General features: G+C 55.7%; 18 protein-coding genes and 2 pseudogenes. All 20 read right to left on the bottom strand.

What is annotated here, in order from left to right; genetic code table 11:
* Nucleotides 1–203: 203 nt before the first annotated feature.
* The 20 genes and pseudogenes from rpsB to fliM all read right to left on the bottom strand — a co-directional run bounded on the left by rpsB (nt 204) and on the right by fliM (nt 17,580).
* Nucleotides 204–911: a 30S ribosomal protein S2 gene (gene rpsB, locus IKE44_RS06520; RefSeq protein ID WP_287465373.1), complete on the bottom strand. Its 708-nt coding sequence runs from the start codon at nt 909–911 to the stop codon at nt 204–206.
* Nucleotides 912–1,061: 150 nt separating this feature from the next.
* A complete protein-coding gene (locus IKE44_RS06515; protein WP_287465371.1) occupies nt 1,062–1,688 on the bottom strand; it encodes a hypothetical protein in 627 nt (208 codons plus the stop codon).
* Nucleotides 1,689–1,697: 9 nt separating this feature from the next.
* Nucleotides 1,698–1,928 (bottom strand): hypothetical protein, encoded by a 231-nt coding sequence (locus IKE44_RS06510; RefSeq protein ID WP_033016878.1) that lies wholly within the window; start codon nt 1,926–1,928, stop codon nt 1,698–1,700.
* Nucleotides 1,929–1,947: 19 nt separating this feature from the next.
* Nucleotides 1,948–2,702, bottom strand: a pseudogene (locus tag IKE44_RS06505) (FliA/WhiG family RNA polymerase sigma factor).
* 40 nt (nt 2,703–2,742) lie between these two features.
* Nucleotides 2,743–3,240 carry a chemotaxis protein CheD gene (locus IKE44_RS06500; RefSeq protein ID WP_287465375.1) on the bottom strand — a complete coding sequence of 166 codons (498 nt, stop codon included), beginning with the start codon at nt 3,238–3,240 and terminating at the stop codon, nt 2,743–2,745.
* On the bottom strand, nt 3,240–3,869 hold the full coding sequence (locus IKE44_RS06495) for a chemotaxis protein CheC (RefSeq protein WP_033016884.1): 630 nt from the start codon (nt 3,867–3,869) through the stop codon (nt 3,240–3,242). Before IKE44_RS06495 ends, IKE44_RS06500 begins: the two co-directional genes overlap by 1 nt.
* Before the next feature lie 23 nt (nt 3,870–3,892).
* Nucleotides 3,893–4,327, bottom strand: a complete 435-nt coding sequence (locus tag IKE44_RS06490; protein WP_049624616.1) for a chemotaxis protein CheW — start codon at nt 4,325–4,327, stop codon at nt 3,893–3,895.
* 108 nt (nt 4,328–4,435) lie between these two features.
* Nucleotides 4,436–6,436 (bottom strand): annotated as a pseudogene (locus tag IKE44_RS06485) (chemotaxis protein CheA).
* Between the two features lie 12 nt (nt 6,437–6,448).
* Nucleotides 6,449–7,495 (bottom strand): protein-glutamate methylesterase/protein-glutamine glutaminase, encoded by a 1,047-nt coding sequence (locus IKE44_RS06480; protein WP_049624606.1) that lies wholly within the window; start codon nt 7,493–7,495, stop codon nt 6,449–6,451.
* A 9-nt stretch (nt 7,496–7,504) separates the two neighbouring features.
* The gene (locus tag IKE44_RS06475; RefSeq protein WP_049624605.1) at nt 7,505–8,377 is read right to left on the bottom strand and encodes a MinD/ParA family protein; all 873 of its coding nucleotides are present in this window, start codon (nt 8,375–8,377) and stop codon (nt 7,505–7,507) included.
* Nucleotides 8,371–9,483, bottom strand: coding sequence for a flagellar biosynthesis GTPase FlhF (gene flhF / locus IKE44_RS06470; RefSeq protein WP_033015974.1), 1,113 nt, complete (start codon nt 9,481–9,483; stop codon nt 8,371–8,373). Before flhF ends, IKE44_RS06475 begins: the two co-directional genes overlap by 7 nt.
* A complete protein-coding gene (flhA, locus tag IKE44_RS06465; RefSeq protein WP_287465368.1) occupies nt 9,480–11,525 on the bottom strand; it encodes a flagellar biosynthesis protein FlhA in 2,046 nt (681 codons plus the stop codon). The genes flhF and flhA overlap by 4 nt, the downstream gene beginning before the upstream one ends.
* A gap of 18 nt (nt 11,526–11,543) precedes the next feature.
* Nucleotides 11,544–12,626, bottom strand: coding sequence for a flagellar biosynthesis protein FlhB (flhB, locus tag IKE44_RS06460; protein ID WP_049624603.1), 1,083 nt, complete (start codon nt 12,624–12,626; stop codon nt 11,544–11,546).
* Between the two features lies 1 nt (nt 12,627).
* Nucleotides 12,628–13,401: a flagellar biosynthetic protein FliR gene (gene fliR, locus IKE44_RS06455; RefSeq protein ID WP_049624602.1), complete on the bottom strand. Its 774-nt coding sequence runs from the start codon at nt 13,399–13,401 to the stop codon at nt 12,628–12,630.
* Between the two features lie 6 nt (nt 13,402–13,407).
* Nucleotides 13,408–13,677, bottom strand: coding sequence for a flagellar biosynthesis protein FliQ (fliQ, locus tag IKE44_RS06450; protein ID WP_033015981.1), 270 nt, complete (start codon nt 13,675–13,677; stop codon nt 13,408–13,410).
* 15 nt (nt 13,678–13,692) lie between these two features.
* Nucleotides 13,693–14,361: a flagellar type III secretion system pore protein FliP gene (fliP, locus tag IKE44_RS06445; RefSeq protein WP_049624601.1), complete on the bottom strand. Its 669-nt coding sequence runs from the start codon at nt 14,359–14,361 to the stop codon at nt 13,693–13,695.
* Nucleotides 14,354–15,010 (bottom strand): flagella biosynthesis regulatory protein FliZ, encoded by a 657-nt coding sequence (gene fliZ / locus IKE44_RS06440; protein WP_049624600.1) that lies wholly within the window; start codon nt 15,008–15,010, stop codon nt 14,354–14,356. The genes fliP and fliZ overlap by 8 nt, the downstream gene beginning before the upstream one ends.
* 24 nt (nt 15,011–15,034) lie before the next feature.
* Nucleotides 15,035–15,394, bottom strand: coding sequence for a response regulator (locus IKE44_RS06435; protein WP_033008120.1), 360 nt, complete (start codon nt 15,392–15,394; stop codon nt 15,035–15,037).
* 25 nt (nt 15,395–15,419) lie between these two features.
* Entirely contained in the window at nt 15,420–16,586 is a 1,167-nt protein-coding gene (fliY, locus tag IKE44_RS06430; RefSeq protein ID WP_049624599.1) for a flagellar motor switch phosphatase FliY, read from the bottom strand.
* Nucleotides 16,576–17,580, bottom strand: coding sequence for a flagellar motor switch protein FliM (gene fliM, locus IKE44_RS06425; protein ID WP_049624598.1), 1,005 nt, complete (start codon nt 17,578–17,580; stop codon nt 16,576–16,578). The genes fliY and fliM overlap by 11 nt, the downstream gene beginning before the upstream one ends.
* Nucleotides 17,581–17,738 lie beyond the last annotated feature (158 nt).

Below are 17,738 nucleotides of genomic sequence, written 5' to 3'. Positions count from 1 at the left end.
CGTTTTTTCGCGCAGCTCTTTGACCATTTGTGCTGTAATTGCCATGAATAAATCCTCCTTCTTTTGATCGCATATATGTATCGATGCCGGCAACGGATGCCCATTTTGCCCTTATTCGTTAGTATAGCCAAAAGTTGCTGACTTTTGTCTAAAAAAAGGTGATAAAAGGCTTTCCCCTCTTATCACCTTTCCTCTACCTTGCCTTACTCTGCTGCCACAGCGGCTTCTTCGCCTTGTTTCGCCTCAAGCACCGCATCGGCGATTTTCGACGTCAACAGTTTGACGGCGCGGATGGCGTCGTCGTTCGCCGGAATGACGTAGTCGATCTCATCCGGATTGCAGTTCGTGTCGACAATGCCGATGATCGGGATGTTCAACTTGCGCGCTTCCGCCACTGCAATCCGTTCTTTGCGCGGGTCGATGACAAACAGCGCATCCGGCAGTTCTTTCATGTCTTTAATGCCGCCTAAAAATTTCTCAAGCCGCTCTTTTTCTTTTTTCAAACCGATGACTTCTTTTTTCGGAAGAACGTCAAATACGCCATCTTCTTCCATTTTTTCAATTTCGCGCAACCGCTTGATCCGCTTTTGGATCGTTGCAAAGTTTGTCAGCGTGCCGCCAAGCCAGCGTTGGTTGACATAAAACATGCCGCAGCGTTCGGCTTCTTCTTTCACGGATTCTTGCGCTTGTTTTTTCGTGCCGACGAACAAAATTTTGCCGCCGTTCGCCGCCAGTTCGCGGACGAAGTTGTATGCTTCCTCGACTTTTTTCACCGTTTTTTGCAAGTCGATAATATAAATGCCGTTGCGCTCCGTGAAAATGTATTTTTTCATTTTCGGGTTCCAACGGCGCGTCTGATGTCCGAAATGGACGCCAGCTTCAAGCAATTGCTTCATTGAAATGACTGACATGCATGCTCCTCCTGTTTCCTTGTGGTTTTTGTGCCTCCGCCTGCCTCATCCTTCAGCAAGACTGGCGTTGCCAGCACCGTTGCTGAAATCATCAGGCGTGTGTATTCACACCATGTAAAAATATATCATAACCGCCGGCAGGAAATCAAGCTATTGTTCGCCCATTCGGCCGTTTTTTCGGCCAAATTTGAGCAGCAGTTCGACTTCTGTTTTTCCTTTTCCGAGCTTCTTCGCGATTTCTTCGACCGTCATCCCTTCGGCTTCGAGACGGCGGGCGATGGCGGCGGCATGGGCGGATGGCGGCGAAAAGTCGACTACATCTTCGATGGCGTCAACATCGGGAAAATAGTCCGACAGCGCGTCCATAGCGTCCATTTGTTCAACCCGGCCGCTTCGCCCCAGCTCCGGCCGCTCCGATGCAGTTTGTTTCCGACCCGGCCTGTTTTCGCTGCCCGCTCCGTTTACCAGCCTGCTCTCTTTCTCATTGCTGGGCTCTGACTGCTGAGGCAGGCGGCTCTTGACGGGAGCCGGCGTCCGCTTGTCCGCCGCGGCGGCCGGTTTCGCGCTAAGCAGCGCATCCAACTCGGCCAAAAAGCGCTCATTTTCCTCTTTCCATGCCACGAGATGGGCCGCCATCGCCTCCTCAAGCTCCTCAGCCCGCCTCTTGGCTCTTGCTTCCTCTTCGCTTAGCCGCGACAAGCGCGTGTAAAGCAGGATGATCAACCAAAACGAAAACGCGTGCAGCAACAAGCTGACAGTCAGCCAAAATGCCTCCATCGTTGTTCACTATCCTTTGATGTCGATTGTTTTTCCTTTATAAGGATGACTCCCAAAACGGAGCGCGTCTCCCGCCCGTTTTCCCGTCACTTGGCGGCGCGCCTGCTCCGCTCGTTTTTCCTCCGCGGCTGCCCGCTGCGCCTGCACAACATGAGGGTGCTGCTGCGCCAAGGCGTGCTTGGACGCGGCTTCAGGCGCCTTCGGCATGACGCTTTGCAGCATCGGCAATTGGATGTCCATCTTCCCGCTTCCTTTCGCCTCATGAATCCCCGCTTAAAAAGCGGCGCAATTTCCACAGCGCTTTGGCATGAATTTGCGAAATTCTTGATGTGGACAGCTGCAAAAGACTTCCGATTTCCGTAAACGTCAGCTCTTCTTTGTAAAACAACTGATGACGAGCTGCTCTTTTTCATTCAACCGTCGAATGCCTTCCGCCAACTGGTCGATCATTTCCCGCTTAATGGCTTCCTCTTCCGGGAGCAGGGCGCGGTCGTCCCGAATCGCCAGCGGCTCATCTTCGTCTTCAGCCTCTCCTTGTCCAAGCGGCAACCAAAGCGACCAAAACGTGTCGCTGGCCGCCGCCTGCACTTCCGCTTCCGTCATGCCAAGTTCAGCCGCAATTTCCTTCGCTGTCACCGATCGCATATACTGCTGCTCCAGCCGTTCGGCCGCTTCCTCGATTTTTTTCGCCTTGTCGCGCACACTGCGCGGCAGCCAGTCTTCTTTGCGCAAACCGTCCAATATCGCGCCGCGGATGCGGAACGATGCATACGTATCGAATTTCAAATCGCGCGATGGGTCAAACTTTTCAATCGCATCGTACAACCCGAGGAGCCCAAGACTGATCAACTCATCCTTTGGCACAGAACTCGGCAGCGTCGCCGAAAGCCGCTGCACATGGTAGGAAACAAGCGGCATATAGCGCTGCACGAGCTCTTCAGCCGCGCGGTGGTCGCGGCCGTTGACCCAGTCGTCCCAATATTTCCGTTCTTCACCTTTTAGCGCGCTCCCCATCATTCTCCCCCTCGCCTCGCGGAAACCACATATCGTTCCATCATATTTCTTTTATGTCCTGGCACGCCGTGCGGATGGCCAGCACGCCCGTCTGCGGGTTAAACTCGATTGTGCGGCCGCTATGGCCCCCGACATCTTCGGCCACAATCGGGATATGAAGCCGTTCAAGCTGCCTTTTCACTTCCTCAACGTTGCGGGCGCCGATACGCATCATGTCCCCGCCAGCTGCGGAAAACGAGAACATTTGCGCCCCTCCGGCCAACTTCGCTTTGAGCATGCCCTTCCGTCCTCCGGCGGCCAAGACGAGCTTACAAAGCGCTTCCACCACTGTATCAGCGTATTTGGCGGCATTGACAACTCCCCCGCGCGCCATCGATGAATGCGGCAGCATCACGTGCGCCATACCGGCAACCGCTTTTCCGCTGTCATAAATGACGACGCCCACGCACGACCCGAGCCCGCATGTGCGGATGACGTTCGGCGCCACGACAACTTCCATTTCGGCAATGCCAACCTTCACTGCTTCTGCCGTCTTCATCACCCCTCCACACCTAACGCTCGAAAAATAATGGAAAATGATTCTGGGTCAGGAAGAAGGAAGAAATGGCCGTTAATGCTCTCATTTGGCCGCCGGTCATCGTAAATAGCTGTATCGATCAAAATGGCGCAATCGCCGACGCGCGACAGCTCAAGCAAGCCAAACGACAGCACCGCTCCGATCATATCGATCGCCAGCGCCGGCACGGACGGATGCAAGTTTAACCGGGTGAAATCGGCGAGCGCCGACAAGTATGAGCCGGCCAAAATGTTGCCAAGTTCCTGCAGCGCCGACCGCCCGAGCTCATGGGCTTCGCCTTGGAACGAAAACGAGCCATCGCCCGTCATTCGGCGGACAAACTTCTCGGCCTGGTCCGGCGGCAGCACGAAAAACATGTTTCCCGGCGCTTCGCCTTCGACGCGCAAATAGACGCATGCCACCACTTGCTCCGGACCGCCGATCAGCTCCATCATCTCGGCAAATGTCGCAATTTGGACGCGCGGCACAGCCATTTCGATTTTTTTGTTGAGCAGCATGGACAAAGCGGTCGCCGCGTTGCCGGCCCCGATGTTGCCCATTTCGCGCAAAATATCAATGTGTGTCCCTGTTAAGTTGCGAATGTCGTCCAACCGCAAACGCCCCTCTCTCCGTTTTATTCACTTAAGACACTTGCCAAATCGAGCAAAATGAGGAGACGCTTCTCGACTTTCGCCACTCCGCAAATGTAAGCAGCCCCTATGGCGCCGATCGCCTCGGGCGGCTCAATGCTCGCTGCCGGAATGTCGAGAACATCGTTGGCCGCATCGACGATCAACCCGACTTCGATATCCCCAAAGGCGGCGATAATCATCCGCGTCTGCTCCCAGTATGGTTCGGGCGCAAACCCGAACCGCTCGCGCAAATCGATAATCGGCGTGACGACCCCGCGTAAGTTGATGACTCCTTTGACATAAGGAGCCGTTCCCGGCACGCGCGTAATCGGCTGTATTTTTTCAATGGAACGAACGTATTGCACCGGCAAGGCATATTCTTCCTCTTGCAGGCGAAATGCAATCACTTTCCAATCCGTCTGCACGCTCATGCTCATCGGTCGCTTCCCCCTTTTTCTGTTCAGCTTCCTCGCCCGGCGCCGCCAACGAAAAGGCCGCGTCCGCCCGCGGCCTTTTTCCAGCTCCGCCGGCATACAGTCGGCTTTCTATTTGACAAGCGCGTTGCAGTCAATAATGAGCGCCACCCGGCCGTCTCCCAAAATCGTCGCCCCTGAAATGGCGAAAACAGAAGATAAATAGTTGCCGAGCGACTTCAACACGACTTCTTGCTGGCCGATAAACGAGTCGACCGCCAACGCCGCCAGCTTTTCCCCTTTTCACACGATGACAGCCGGCACCGTCTCGCTGTCATCCGACGCGCCCGGCACAGCGAACACGTCCTTCAGCCGGGCGAGCGGCACAACTTTGCCGCGGAAATCGATGACCGGCTGGTTATGGACATAGAACACGTCTTCTTTCCTAATGAGCGCCGTCTCCATAATCGATGACAGCGGGATGGCATACGTTTCCGCCGCAATTTGCACAAGCAGCACCGAAATGATCGACAACGTGAGCGGCAGCTGAATGGAAAACAGCGACCCTTGGCCAGGACGGGAATCGACGGCCACCGTGCCGCCGAGCGACTCGATGGTGCTTTTGACGACATCTAAGCCGACGCCGCGCCCGGAAATGTCGGAAATATGATCGGCAGTGGAAAACCCGGGAGCAAAAATAAGCTCATACACTTGCTCATCGGTTAAATGCTCAGCCTCCTCGGGCGAAACGATGCCGCGGCTGATCGCCTTTTTCAGCACTTTTTCCCTAGAAATACCGGCGCCATCATCCTCGATTTCAATAAAGACATGGTTGCCGCTATGGTAGGCGCGCAATTGGATCGTCCCTTCCTCCGGCTTTCCGCGCGCCGCCCGGACGTCCGGCGCTTCAATGCCATGATCAAGCGCATTGCGGAGCAAATGGACAAGCGGATCGCCGATTTCATCAATGACCGTCCGGTCAAGCTCCGTTTCCGCCCCGATCACATCAAGACGCACTTTTTTGCCGAGCTCGCGGGCGAGCTGGCGCACCATGCGCGGAAAGCGGTTAAACACCGTTTCCACCGGCACCATGCGCATATTTAAAATGATCGTCTGCAAATCACTCGAGATGCGAGACATCCGCTCGACCGTTTCCGTCAATTCGGCATGGTTCAGCTCGCGGGAAATTTGCTCAAGCCGCCCGCGGTCGACGACAAGCTCTTCAAATAAGTTCATCAGCATATCGAGCCGTTCAATATTGACGCGGATCGTTTTCGTCGCCTGTTTCGCTGTTTGTTTTTCCGGCGCCTCCGCTTCGGCCTGAACGGCCTCCGCCTGCTCCATAGCGGCCGGTTGTTGGGGCGCAGACGCTTTCTCGCTTTCTGCCGACGGTTCATTGCTCGATAGCATAGACACCTTGACGTCATCAATTTCCGAAATGCCCATCAGCCGCTTTTGCAACTCATCGGCTGGCGCTTTGGATACGACCGTAACGAGAAACTCCCGGTCAAACTGTTCTTCCTCCAGCATCTCGACCGGCGGCATTGCTTTCACAATTTCTCCGACTTCATTCAGCTGTTCAAACACCATATAGACGCGCGCTGCTTTCAACAAGCAATCATCGCGAAGCCGAACGCGGATTTCGTAGACGGAAAATCCCTGCTCCTTCGCCTGCTCGAGCACATAGTATTCAAATTCCCCATACGCATGTTCAAGGGGCGGTTCTTCTCTTGCTGCCTGCTTGTTCGGCATCTCCCCTTGCTCGATTCGTTTCAGCTGTTCGACTGTTCTCCTTACATCGCGCGTTCCGTCGCCGCCTGCAGCGATGGAACTGATCATCGCCTCCAAATGGTCGACGGCCTCAAAAATGACGTCAAGCAATTCCGGGGTAACAGAAAGCCGCCGATTGCGGATGCCATCGAGCACGTTTTCCATTTGGTGCGTCAAATTGGCTAAATCTTCAAACCCCATCGTGGCGGACATGCCTTTCAACGTATGGGCCGAACGGAAAATATCATTCACCACAGACATGTCCTCCGGAGTTTTTTCAAGTTCCAACAGCCGCTCGTTGATCGCCTGCAAATGCTCTTTGCTTTCATCAATAAATAAATCCAAATATTGGCTCATGTCCATGCCGTTTCCCCCTCACTCCCCGATCAATTGGACGATGGCAGCGGCGATGCTGTCAAGCGGAACGATGACATCAACGACGCCAGCCTCGATCGCCGCTCTTGGCATCCCAAAGATAACGGCTGTCTCGCGCGCTTCCGCGATCGCTTTTGTGTTCCCGCTTTCCTTCAGCTTTTTCACCCCCGCTGTTCCGTCGCTTCCCATCCCGGTCATGATCACCGCGATTTTCCGACAGCGGCGAATGGCAGCGAGCGACTCGAACAACACGTCAACAGCCGGACGATGGCCGGCGCGCGGCGGCGATTCGTCGAAACGGGCTTTAAGTGCGCCGCCTTCTTCGCGAACGATGAGATGGACGCCGCCCGGGGCGATATAGGCGGTGCCATTTCGCAACAGTTCCCCGTCTTCCGCCTCTTTGATCGTGATCGCCGCCAGTGCGTTGAGCCGGTCGGCAAGCGATTTCGTAAACCCTTTCGGCATATGCTGAACGATGACGACCGGAGCGGCAAAATCAGGAGTCAGCTGCGCCAACACCGTTTCCAAGGCGCGCGGACCGCCTGTCGACGTGCCGATGGCGACGACCGTTTTTTGGCTGTGCGCCGTTTGGGCCGGCGGGCGCCGGGCGGCAAGCGCCGGGCGGTGGGCGGCGAGCGCCCTTACATTCGCCTCGCTTGCGTGCAGCACTTTGCGGATCAGCTCATCTTTTACTTTGTATAAATCAAGCGAAATCGTGCCAGACGGCTTGGCGACAAAATCCACCGCCCCGTATTGCATGGCGGTGATCGTGTTTTCCGCCCCTTCCCTCGTCGTGCTCGACACCATGACGACCGGCAGCGGCTGCTTGTGCATGATGCGCCGCAACGTTTCGAGCCCATTCATAACCGGCATTTCGACATCAAGCGTGACGACATCCGGGCGCAAGAGGGCGATTTTGTCGAGCGCCTCTTGGCCATTGCGAGCCGTCCCGACGACTTCGAGGCGTGGGTGCTCGGACAAAAAGTCGCTGATCCATTTGCGCATAAACGCCGAGTCATCGACGACAAGCACCTTGATCGTCTTCATGTTCCGTCTCTACCTTTCTAGCAAAAATTGGCGCAGCATCGCAAAAAAGCGGGGGATTTGACCCGGCGGCGCCGGCTCGCCCTCTCTGCCCATCGCATAGCGCCAAGCCATTTGGCGGACAGCCTGGCTCGCCTTCGCCTTCGGGTCAAGCAGGACAAACGGCATCTGGCTGACGACCGCGCGGGCGACAACCCGGTCTTCCGGCACAATGCCGAGCAGGGCAATCGGTTTGTTTAAAAAGCGCGCCGCCGCATCTTTCAGCCGCTGAAAGACGCCATACCCTTCTTGCCCGCAGCTCGTGCGGTTGACAATGATCGAAAACGGCGCTTCGCTGCCGGCGGCATGCATGTATTTCATCATGGCATAGGCGTCCGTCACCGCAGTCGGTTCCGGCGTCGTGACGATGAACACATCGTCGACCGACTTTAAAAAATAAAGACGCTCTTCCGATGCCCCCGCCCCCATATCAAAAATGAGATAATCATAGCGCGAGGCAATGGCCTGCAGTTCAGCCAAAAAATAGTCGATGCCCGCCATATCCAACGTCCGCCATTGCGCAACGCCCGTCCCCCCGGCGATATATGATAGTTGCCCCGGCCCGCTTTTGACGATGTCCGAAAGGGGCAGCCGAGTGGAAAACCAATCCGCCAATGTAAGCGGCGACGATTGACCGAGCAAAATGTCGATATTGCCCATGCCGACGTCCATATCGAGCAACAGGACGCGAAACCCGAGTTCAGAGAGCGATACGGAAAGATTGAGCGAAAGGTTCGATTTGCCGACTCCGCCTTTTCCGCTCGCCACCGCGATCGTCCGCGGCGAAGCCGGACGCCGTGGACGGCTTAACGCGCGGCGAAGCCGTTCCGCCTGGTCTCTCACCATCGATCCGCTCCAAACAACAGATGGACAAACCGGTCGGCTGACGCTTCCACCATATCGTCCGGCACGTTTTGCCCATTCGTTAAATAGGCAACGCCAACCCGGCTCTCGAGCAGAAAATTGACGACCGCGCCGTACGTATCGGTCTCATCAAGCTTCGTCACGATCAGCCGGTCAATCGGGAGGACGGAAAAGCGATCATAAATGGCTTTCATATCATTGTATTTTCCGGTGGCGGCGAACACGAGAAACGTTTCCGTCTCGCTGTCAAACTCGATCGTTTGCTGGAGCTCGGCAACATAGTGCGGGTTGCGGAAATTGCGGCCGGCCGTATCAATGAACACAACGTCGCAATCGGCCAGGCGCTGCTTAGCCGCCCGAAAGTCATCGGCGTTGTAGCACACCTCGAGCGGAGCCTGCAAAATGTGCGCATATGTCTTCAACTGGTCGATCGCGGCGATCCGGTACGTATCGGTCGTGATAAATCCGACTTTTTTTTCATGTTCAAGCACCGCGCGCCCCGCCATTTTGGCAAGCGTCGTCGTTTTTCCAACTCCGGTCGGGCCAAGCAGCAGGCGATATTTTTTCGTTCCTGCCGTTTCAGCGAACGGGAGCGGCGAAAGAAGATCGCGCACCGCTTCTTTCGCCCAGCCGGCAACTGCAGCAGCGGATCTCTCTTTTTTGTCCGCATACCATCGCTCAAGCAGGCGGTCCATCACTTGGCGGATGTAGCCATCGGCGAGGCCTTGCTGCAGCAGCCGCCGCTCCGCATCCATAAGCGGCGGCGGGTACAACAGCGACGACGTCCGTCCGGCCATTTGACGGACGAGCGCTTTCACTTCCCGAAGCTCGGCGGCCAACAAACCGTCCGCTTCCTCCCGCCCCGCCGGCCGTGAAGAAGCGGGGGCCTTCGCCTCTGACGCGCGGCGCGGCAGTGGATCGGGATCGATGCCGGCCAGCACCTCAATCTTCTTTTTGGCAAACAAGCCGAACAGTCCGCCCGTTTGAATCTCCTTCGAGTGCAAAATGACGGCATCGCGGCCGAGCTCGGCTCGGACCATTTTCATCGCTTCGTTCATCGACGGGGCGACAAATTTTTTCACTTTCATTCGATTTCCACCATCCCCACGCTTTGAACTTCGACGTCAGCTTCGAGCTCGTTGTACGACAGCACCGGGATTGACGGAAAATGGCGCTCCGTCAGCTGCCGGACATACATGCGCACCGCCGGAGAACAGAGCAAGATCGGCGTTTGGCCGGCGAACGGGTGGCGGTCGAGCGCCGCCGCCACCGCCTCGACAAGCGCCTGCGCCCGCGCCGGATCAAGCGCCAAATAGCGTCCGTGCTCCGTTTGCTGCACCGCATCGGCAATCGTTTTTTCCGCCTTGCCCGAAAGCGTAATGACACGCAGCGGTTCGCCCGGCACGGCGTACTGCTTCGTGATTTGCCGCGCCAGCGCCTGGCGGACGTATTCCGTCAACAAGTCGGTGTCGGCGGTCAGGCGGGCAAAGTCGGCAAGCGCCTCAAAGATAAGCGGCAAATTGCGGATCGACACGTTCTCTTTCAGCAGCTTGGCAAGCACTTTTTGGACATCCCCGACCGGCAGCGGATTCGGTGTGACATCCTCAACCAGCACGGGGTGCGACTCTTTCAAATGATCGATCAACTGTTTCGTTTCTTGGCGCCCAAGCAGTTCATGGGCGTGGGCCTTGAGCACTTCCGTCAAATGCGTCGAAACGACCGACGGCGGATCGACCACCGTATAGCCGAGCATTTCCGCGCGGTCTTTGGCCGCCTCGGAGATCCACTTCGCCGGCAGGCCAAACGCCGGTTCAACCGTGTCAATCCCTTCGACCGATCCGTCATCAATCCCGGGGCTCATCGCCAAATAATGGTCAAGCAGCAGCTCGCCGCGCGCCACCTCTTCGCCTTTAATTTTCACTCGGTATTCGTTCGGCTGAAGCTGGATGTTGTCGCGGATGCGCACAACCGGAACGATGATGCCGAGCTCAAGCGCGAGCTGACGGCGGATCATAACGATCCGGTCAAGCAGGTCGCCGCCTTGGGCGGCATCCGCAAGCGGAATAAGCGCGTAACCGAACTCGAACTCGATCGGGTCGACATGCAATAGTTGAATCACGCTCTCCGGACTTTTTAATTCGTCAGCCGCCGCTATTTCTTCATCCGGCTGGACGGCAGCCGCTTCCCCCTGTTTTTGCTGCTCGACAAATCGGTAGCCGCCAAATGCCAACAGCCCGGCGATCGACATTGTCAACGCATCGTTGATCGGGGTAAACAAGCCGAGCAGGAAAATCGTTCCCGCCGTGACGTACAACATTTTCGGAAACGCAAATAACTGACGCATAATGTCGCCGCTTAAATTGCTGTCAGACGCCGCACGCGTGACGATGATGCCGGTCGCGGTCGAAATCAACAGCGCCGGAATCTGGCTGACGATTCCGTCGCCGACCGTCAACAACGTATAGTGCTTCGCCGCCTCCGCCATGTCCATTCCTTGCTCAACAACGCCGATCACCATGCCAAACAGCATATTGATGATCACGATAATAATGCCGGCGATGGCGTCGCCTTTTACAAATTTGCTCGCTCCGTCCATCGCACCGTAAAAATCGGCCTCTTGGGCGATTTTTTCCCGCCGCTCGCGCGCTTCCTGCTCCGAGATCATGCCGGCGTTCAAATCAGCGTCAATGCTCATCTGTTTGCCCGGCATCGCATCGAGCGTAAAGCGGGCCGCCACTTCCGAGACACGCTCCGCCCCTTTTGTGATCACAATGAACTGAATAATGACCAAAATCAAAAACACGACAAACCCGACGACGACATCGCCGCCGACGACGAACGTCCCAAACGTCTCAACGACGCCGCCCGCTTCCCCCTTGCTTAAGATCGAACGGGTTGTCGAGACATTCAACCCGAGCCGGAACAACGTCAGCACTAACAGCAATGACGGAAAAACGGAAAACTGAAGCGGCTCTTTCGTGTTCATCGCCGTCAGCAAAACGAGCAAGGCGAGGGAAATGTTGATGATGATCAAAACGCTCAGCAGCCATGTCGGCAATGGAATGACGAGCATGGCGACGATGAGCACAACCATAATTAACACGGATAAATCTTTGAGCTGCGCTTGCATGGTTTTCTCCCCTTGCTGTTACCCTTTTCGTTTGAGCCGGTAGACGTACGCCAAAATTTCCGCCACTGCCTTAAAAAACGTCTCTGGAATCATGTCACCGACGTCCGTCTGCCGGTAAAGCGCCTGCGCCAACGGACGATTTTCAACCGTCACGACGCCGTTCGCCTTGGCAATTTCCTTTATTTTCAACGCCACATAGTCAGCCCCTTTCGCCACGACAACCGGCGCCTCCATTTTTCCATCTTCATACTTCAGCGCTACCGCATAATGGGTGGGATTGGTGATGACAACATCGGCATTCGGCACCTCCTGCATCATCCGCCTCATCGCCATCTCCCGCTGTCTTTGCTTAATGCGCGATTTAATGAGCGGGTCGCCTTCCGTCTTTTTGAATTCATCTTTAATGTCTTGCTTCGACATGCGGATGTTTCGTTCAAACTCAAACCGCTGGTACAAATAGTCAAACAACGCCAAAAACAAGAGCGCGGCCGCAGCATACAGCCCCATTTTCACCGTCAGCGCGCCGACAATGGCAAGCATGGCGGCCGGCGGCCTGGCCGCAAGCGCCGTGAGCTCGTCCCATCCCCCAAGCAAGAGCATAAACACGACCGCACCGATGATTCCAGCTTTTAACACAGATTTTAACAGCTCGACAATGGCGCGCAGCGAAAAAAGCCGTTTTATTCCTTGCACCGGGTTGAGGCGGTTTCCGTCGATTTTGAGCGGCTCTACGGTAAACAAGACACCGACTTGCAAAAAGTTGGCCAGCCCAGCCGCTAATACGGCGGCAGCAAAAAATGGAGCTAACAGAAGCGCCGCATGGCGAAGCCAGTCGAGAAAGATGGCATGAAGCGAATCAATCGTCAGCGGAGCGGCGGCATAATCGGAAAGCGCACGCGCGAGCATGCGCAGCAGCCCGTCCCGCTCATACGCTCCCGCCAGCGACAAAACGAGAAACAGCGCGAGCAATACGATGGCGGCCACCGCATCGCTGCTTTTGGCGACCTGGCCTTTTTCCCGCACTTCTTGCCGTTTGCGCGGCGTCGCCTTTTCCGTCTTTTCCCCGGCGAAAAACTGCAAATCAAGCCGCCGTTCGCCCACGTTACGCGCCTCCCAACAGCTGCATAAACTCGCGCAGCGACACAAACATAAGTTGAAGCAGTTCGCGCGCCGCGGTCAACATTCCCCCGATCGCCGCAAACAACATGAAAAACGCAGCCGCTGTCTTGAGCGAAAACCCGACAGCAAAAATATTCATTTGCGGCACGGCGCGGGCGATGAGGCCGAGCGCCACATCGACCAAAAAGAGCGATCCGACAAGCGGGGCAGCCATTTGCACAGCGGCGGCAAACATCGCCGCGAACGTGCGCACCGCATACTCAGCCGCCCGCCCGTCGGCAATGTGCGGCCACCGGTCAAGCGGCAGCCAGTGATAGCTGTAAAACAAGCCGTCAAGCAGCAAATGATGCCCGTCAAGCATAAGCAGCAGCAAAAGCGCCAGCGAGTGAAGATACTGCCCGAGCAACGGGCTTTGCACCCCGGTTTGCGGATCGATGACGTTGGCGATGGCAAACCCGATTTGAAAATCGATCAAGCCGCCGGCGACTTGCACAGCCGCCATGACGATGGCCGCGATCAAGCCGAGCGCCAGCCCGACGAGCGCCTCTTTGACGACGAGCAATACATACACATCATCCAATGGAAGCGACGGCTTCGGCCCTGCCAAAAACATAAGCCAGCTGAAAAAAAACGCCATTCCAATCTTGTACGAAGCCGGCACCGTCCGGTACGAAAAGAGCGGCATGGCCGCAAAAAACGAAGCGGTGCGGGCGAAGATGAGCAAAAACGCGGGAAAATACGTCCATAGTTGTTCCATCATAGATCAGCCTATAAATGAAGCCAAATTCGCGAAAATGTCATGGACGTACGACACCATTTTCGAGAGCATCCACGGCCCGAACAAGACGAGCCCGAGCAGGACAGCAACGATTTTCGGGACAAACGCGAGCGTCTGCTCTTGAATTTGGGTCGCAGCCTGAAAAATGCTGACAACGAGCCCGACAACAAGCGACAGCAGCAGCAACGGGCCGCAAACGATCAACACGATGTAGACGCCTTGTTCGGCAAGGCGGATGATAAAATCGGCACTCATAAACGCCACCCATCTTTATTGAAAGCTTTGCAGCAACGATTTGACGACCAAATGCCAGCCGTCGACAAGAACAAATAGCAAAATTTTAAACGGCAGCGAAATCATCACCGGCGGCAGCATCATCATTCCCATCGACATCAAGACGCTGGCAACGATCATATCGATGACCAAAAACGGGATGAAAATCATAAAGCCCATTTGAAACGCGGTTTTCAGCTCGCTGATCGCAAACGCCGGGACGAGCGCGGTAAGCGGAATGTCGTTGACCGTTTTCGGCTGCCCGGCGCCGCTGTATGATAAAAACAAGGCCAAATCTTGCTGTCTCGTATGTTGGCTCATAAACTGCTTGAGCGGAACAGCGGCGCGTTCGTACGCCTCATCCAAATCAATTTTTTCGGCAAACAGCGGCTCAAGCGCCTGATCGTGAATCTCTTTCCATGTTGGCGCCATGATGAAAAACGTCAAAAACAGCGCCAGCCCGATCAACACTTGGTTGGGCGGCATTTGCTGCGTGCCAAGCGACGTGCGCACGAACGACAAAACGATGACGATGCGCGTAAAACACGTCATCATGATCAAAATGCCGGGACCAACCGACAAAATGGTAAGAAGCAAAAGCAGTTTCACCGATGTCGAGACATGCTCGGGCGCCATCGAGTTAAACATATGGACAAAGTCATTCATCGCCAGCCGTTCCTTTCTCTTTCAACCGCTTCAGCCACTCATTCCGCCTGTTGGCCATTCGGCTCATTTCCTCGGCAAACAGTGAGGAAAAGGACGGAGCCGGACCGCTTCCCCGTTTCGCTTTCGCTGTCCAATATTCACGAAGGCGGGACCCAAACGGGTGGAAGCTGGCCATCCGTTCGAGCCGCTCATTATGCTGCGCCAGCAGTTCGTTTATTTCGTCTTCATTGCTGATTTCCCGCAGCAGCTGGATCGAATCGCCAACGCCGATGACGAGCAGCCGGTTGCCGACTTTGATGAGCTGAACAGAGCGGTTTGCCCCGACGCTCGTTCCACCGAGATTCTCAATGAGACCCTTTGACCCGAAAGCAGGTGAATGGCGGCGGGAAAGCCATTTTAACAGAGCGTAAAGAAGAACGAGGACAAAGGCGGTCGCCCCGATGAGCCGGAGCACATCGGAAGCAGACACCGCATCAGCCGATTGATTCGCTGTCGGTTTTGTCTGTTGCCCGGCCGGCGTTGACGGCCCGCACGCATCCGGATGCTGCAGGCAATCGGCGACCGTCGGGCTTTGGGCAGCCGACGCCGGCGGCGCCCCAAACAAGATGGCTGCCGCCAGCAATCCCGCTGCCCATCGCCGTATGGCCATCAACATCCCCTCACCTCTAATCGCCTAGCCGATCGTTTTGTTAATCGCTTCAATGACGCGGTCCGCCTGAAACGGCTTGACAACGAAATCTTTCGCCCCGGCTTGAATGGCGTCAATGACCATCGCCTGCTGCCCCATCGCCGAACACATGATCACTTTGGCGTTGCTATCGATTTTTTTTATTTCTTTAAGCGCCGTAATCCCATCCATCTCCGGCATCGTAATATCCATCGTCACAATGTCAGGGCGCGTCTCCTTATATTTTTCGACCGCCTGTCTCCCGTCCGCCGCTTCAGCGACGACCTCATGCCCATTCTTCGTCAAAATGTCTTTAATCATCATCCGCATAAACGCAGCATCGTCGACAACAAGCACTCTTGCCATATCTCCCTACCTCCTGCCATGCACATTATTTTAGCCGTTTTAACCGATCGCTTTGGCTGACAATGTCGGTGATGCGCACGCCGAAGTTTTCATCGATCACGACCACCTCGCCTTTGGCGATCAGCTTATTGTTGACAAAAACGTCGACCGGCTCGCCGGCCAGCTTATCAAGTTCGATGATCGACCCGGTGGACAATTGCAAAATCTCTTGCACCGAGCGTTTCGTCCGTCCCAGTTCAACCGTCACTTGCAGCGGCACATCAAACAGCAGCTCCAAATTGCGCGCCTCCGCCGCGGCAAGCGGTGGGGCGTCAAACTCAGCAAAATCAGCTGCTTGAATATGCCGTCCAGCTGCGCTTTTGCCTTCATCCAGGCGCTCAGCCGGCGCCTCCGGGAAACGGTTCGCCGCCGGGGAAGAAGGAGCGCCGGCCTCCGCATAGGCGTAGGCGGGCTGCGGCTCCGGCTCCACGGACAGCGGCGCCCCGGCCGGCAGCTCAGGCCGGTTTTCCTCCTCCCCTGCCGCCGCACCAAGCAAATAGGTGACCAGTTCTTTGGCAAAATCAACGGGCAGCAGCTGCATGATGTTCGAATCAATTAACGTGCCGATTTTCAGCCGGAACGACACTTTAATCAAAAAGTCTTCATCCGGCAAATATTCCAGACCTTTTCCTTCGCTCAAATCAAGAAGATGGATCGTCGGCGGGGAAATCTCGACCCGCTTGCCAAAAACAGTCGACATCGACGTCGCCGCTGACCCCATCATTTGGTTCATGGCTTCCTGCACGGCGCTCAGCTGAATTTCCCCAAGCGCGCTGTCGGGCGCCGTTCCGTCGCCGCCAAGCATCAAATCGGCGATAATGGCGGCGTCCCGCTGCTCAATGACCAGCAAGTTGGTCCCGAGAAGCCCTTCCGTGTAATTGACTTGAACGGCGATATACGGCCGCGGGAACTCATCCGCGACACGCGTCCGCTCGATCACCGAGACGTTCGGTGTCGTAATCTCGACTTTTTGGTTCAATAACATGGACAGCGCCGTCGCTGAGCTGCCAAAGGAAATATTGCCAATCTCCCCTAGAGCGTCCTGCTCGAGCGGGGTGAAAATATCGTGAAGCGCCGGTGCGCGGTCACGGCTGTCCATTCCGCGCAACAGAGCATCGATTTCATCTTGCGACAACATTCCGTCATTCATCATGTCCTGCTTCGTCCCCCTCGATCATCGCTAAAATTTGCACCGCCAGCTTTTTGTTCCGCTTCCCCGGCTGGCCGATAAACTTTGGAATATGGCCGATTTTGACCACGAGCGGCTCATGAATCGACTGCTCGAGCTGAATGACGTCGCCGGCCTCGAGTTGAAGAAATTCATTGACCGTGATGACCGCCGTTCCCAGTTCAGCGATAATCGGCAATTTTGCCGCGCGGATGCGCTGTTCGATCCGTTTCGCTTCCTCGGGGGAACGCTCTTTTTTTTGCGCCTGCATCCAGTACTGCACCGACAGCCGCGGCATAATCGGCTCCAAGACGACATGCGGAATGCACACATTCATCATGCCGCGCGCTTCGCCGATTTGCGTGTTGAGCGAAATGACGACGACGGTGTCGTTCGGCGCAATCATGCGCAAAAACTGCGGATTGACTTCAAAATCGACAAAGAGCGGGTCGACTTCCGCCACCGATTCCCAAGCGTCGCGCCAATGGACAAACGCCTTGTCAAACAAATTGGACATGATGCGTGTTTCAATCTCAGTCAAATGCTCCACTTTATCCATGCCGACGCCGCGCCCGCCCATCACCCGGTCAAGCATGGCGTAAGCGATGTTCGGGTTGACTTCCAAAAGGACATGCCCGCCAAGCGGCGGCACCTCAAAGACATTGATGATCGTCATTTTTGGGATGGAGCGGACAAATTCTTCGTATGGAATTTGGTCGGCCGATGCGACCGAAATTTGCACATATGTGCGCAACTGGGCGGAAAAAAACGTTGTCAGCAGACGGGCGAAATTCTCATGAATGCGCGTCAGGCTGCGGATTTGATCTTTGGAAAACCGGAGCGCCCGCCGGAAATCATACGTTTTGACGCGTCGGCCTTCCTCTTCTTTTTTCAGTTCTTCCGCATTCATTTCTCCGGCCGAAAGCGCGGCAAGCAGCGCATCAATTTCACTTTGCGATAGTACTTCGCCGGCTGTCATGTCACCTTCCCCCCTTCGGATGGCAGGCTACTGGAGGATAAAGGAGCATTCCCGTTAGGAGCTTTTCCGGGGACTTGATCAAAAAAAGCCCTCTTGGTATGATACAGGGGTGTCAACCACATCACTCACCATACCAAGGAGGACTTCAGATGAATTGT

The sequence above is a fragment of the Geobacillus sp. genome (genome assembly GCF_017515625.1).
In the GTDB taxonomy this organism is placed as follows: Bacteria; Bacillota; Bacilli; order Bacillales; family Anoxybacillaceae; genus Geobacillus; species Geobacillus stearothermophilus.
This window is presented reverse-complemented; position numbering and strand designations above follow the sequence as displayed.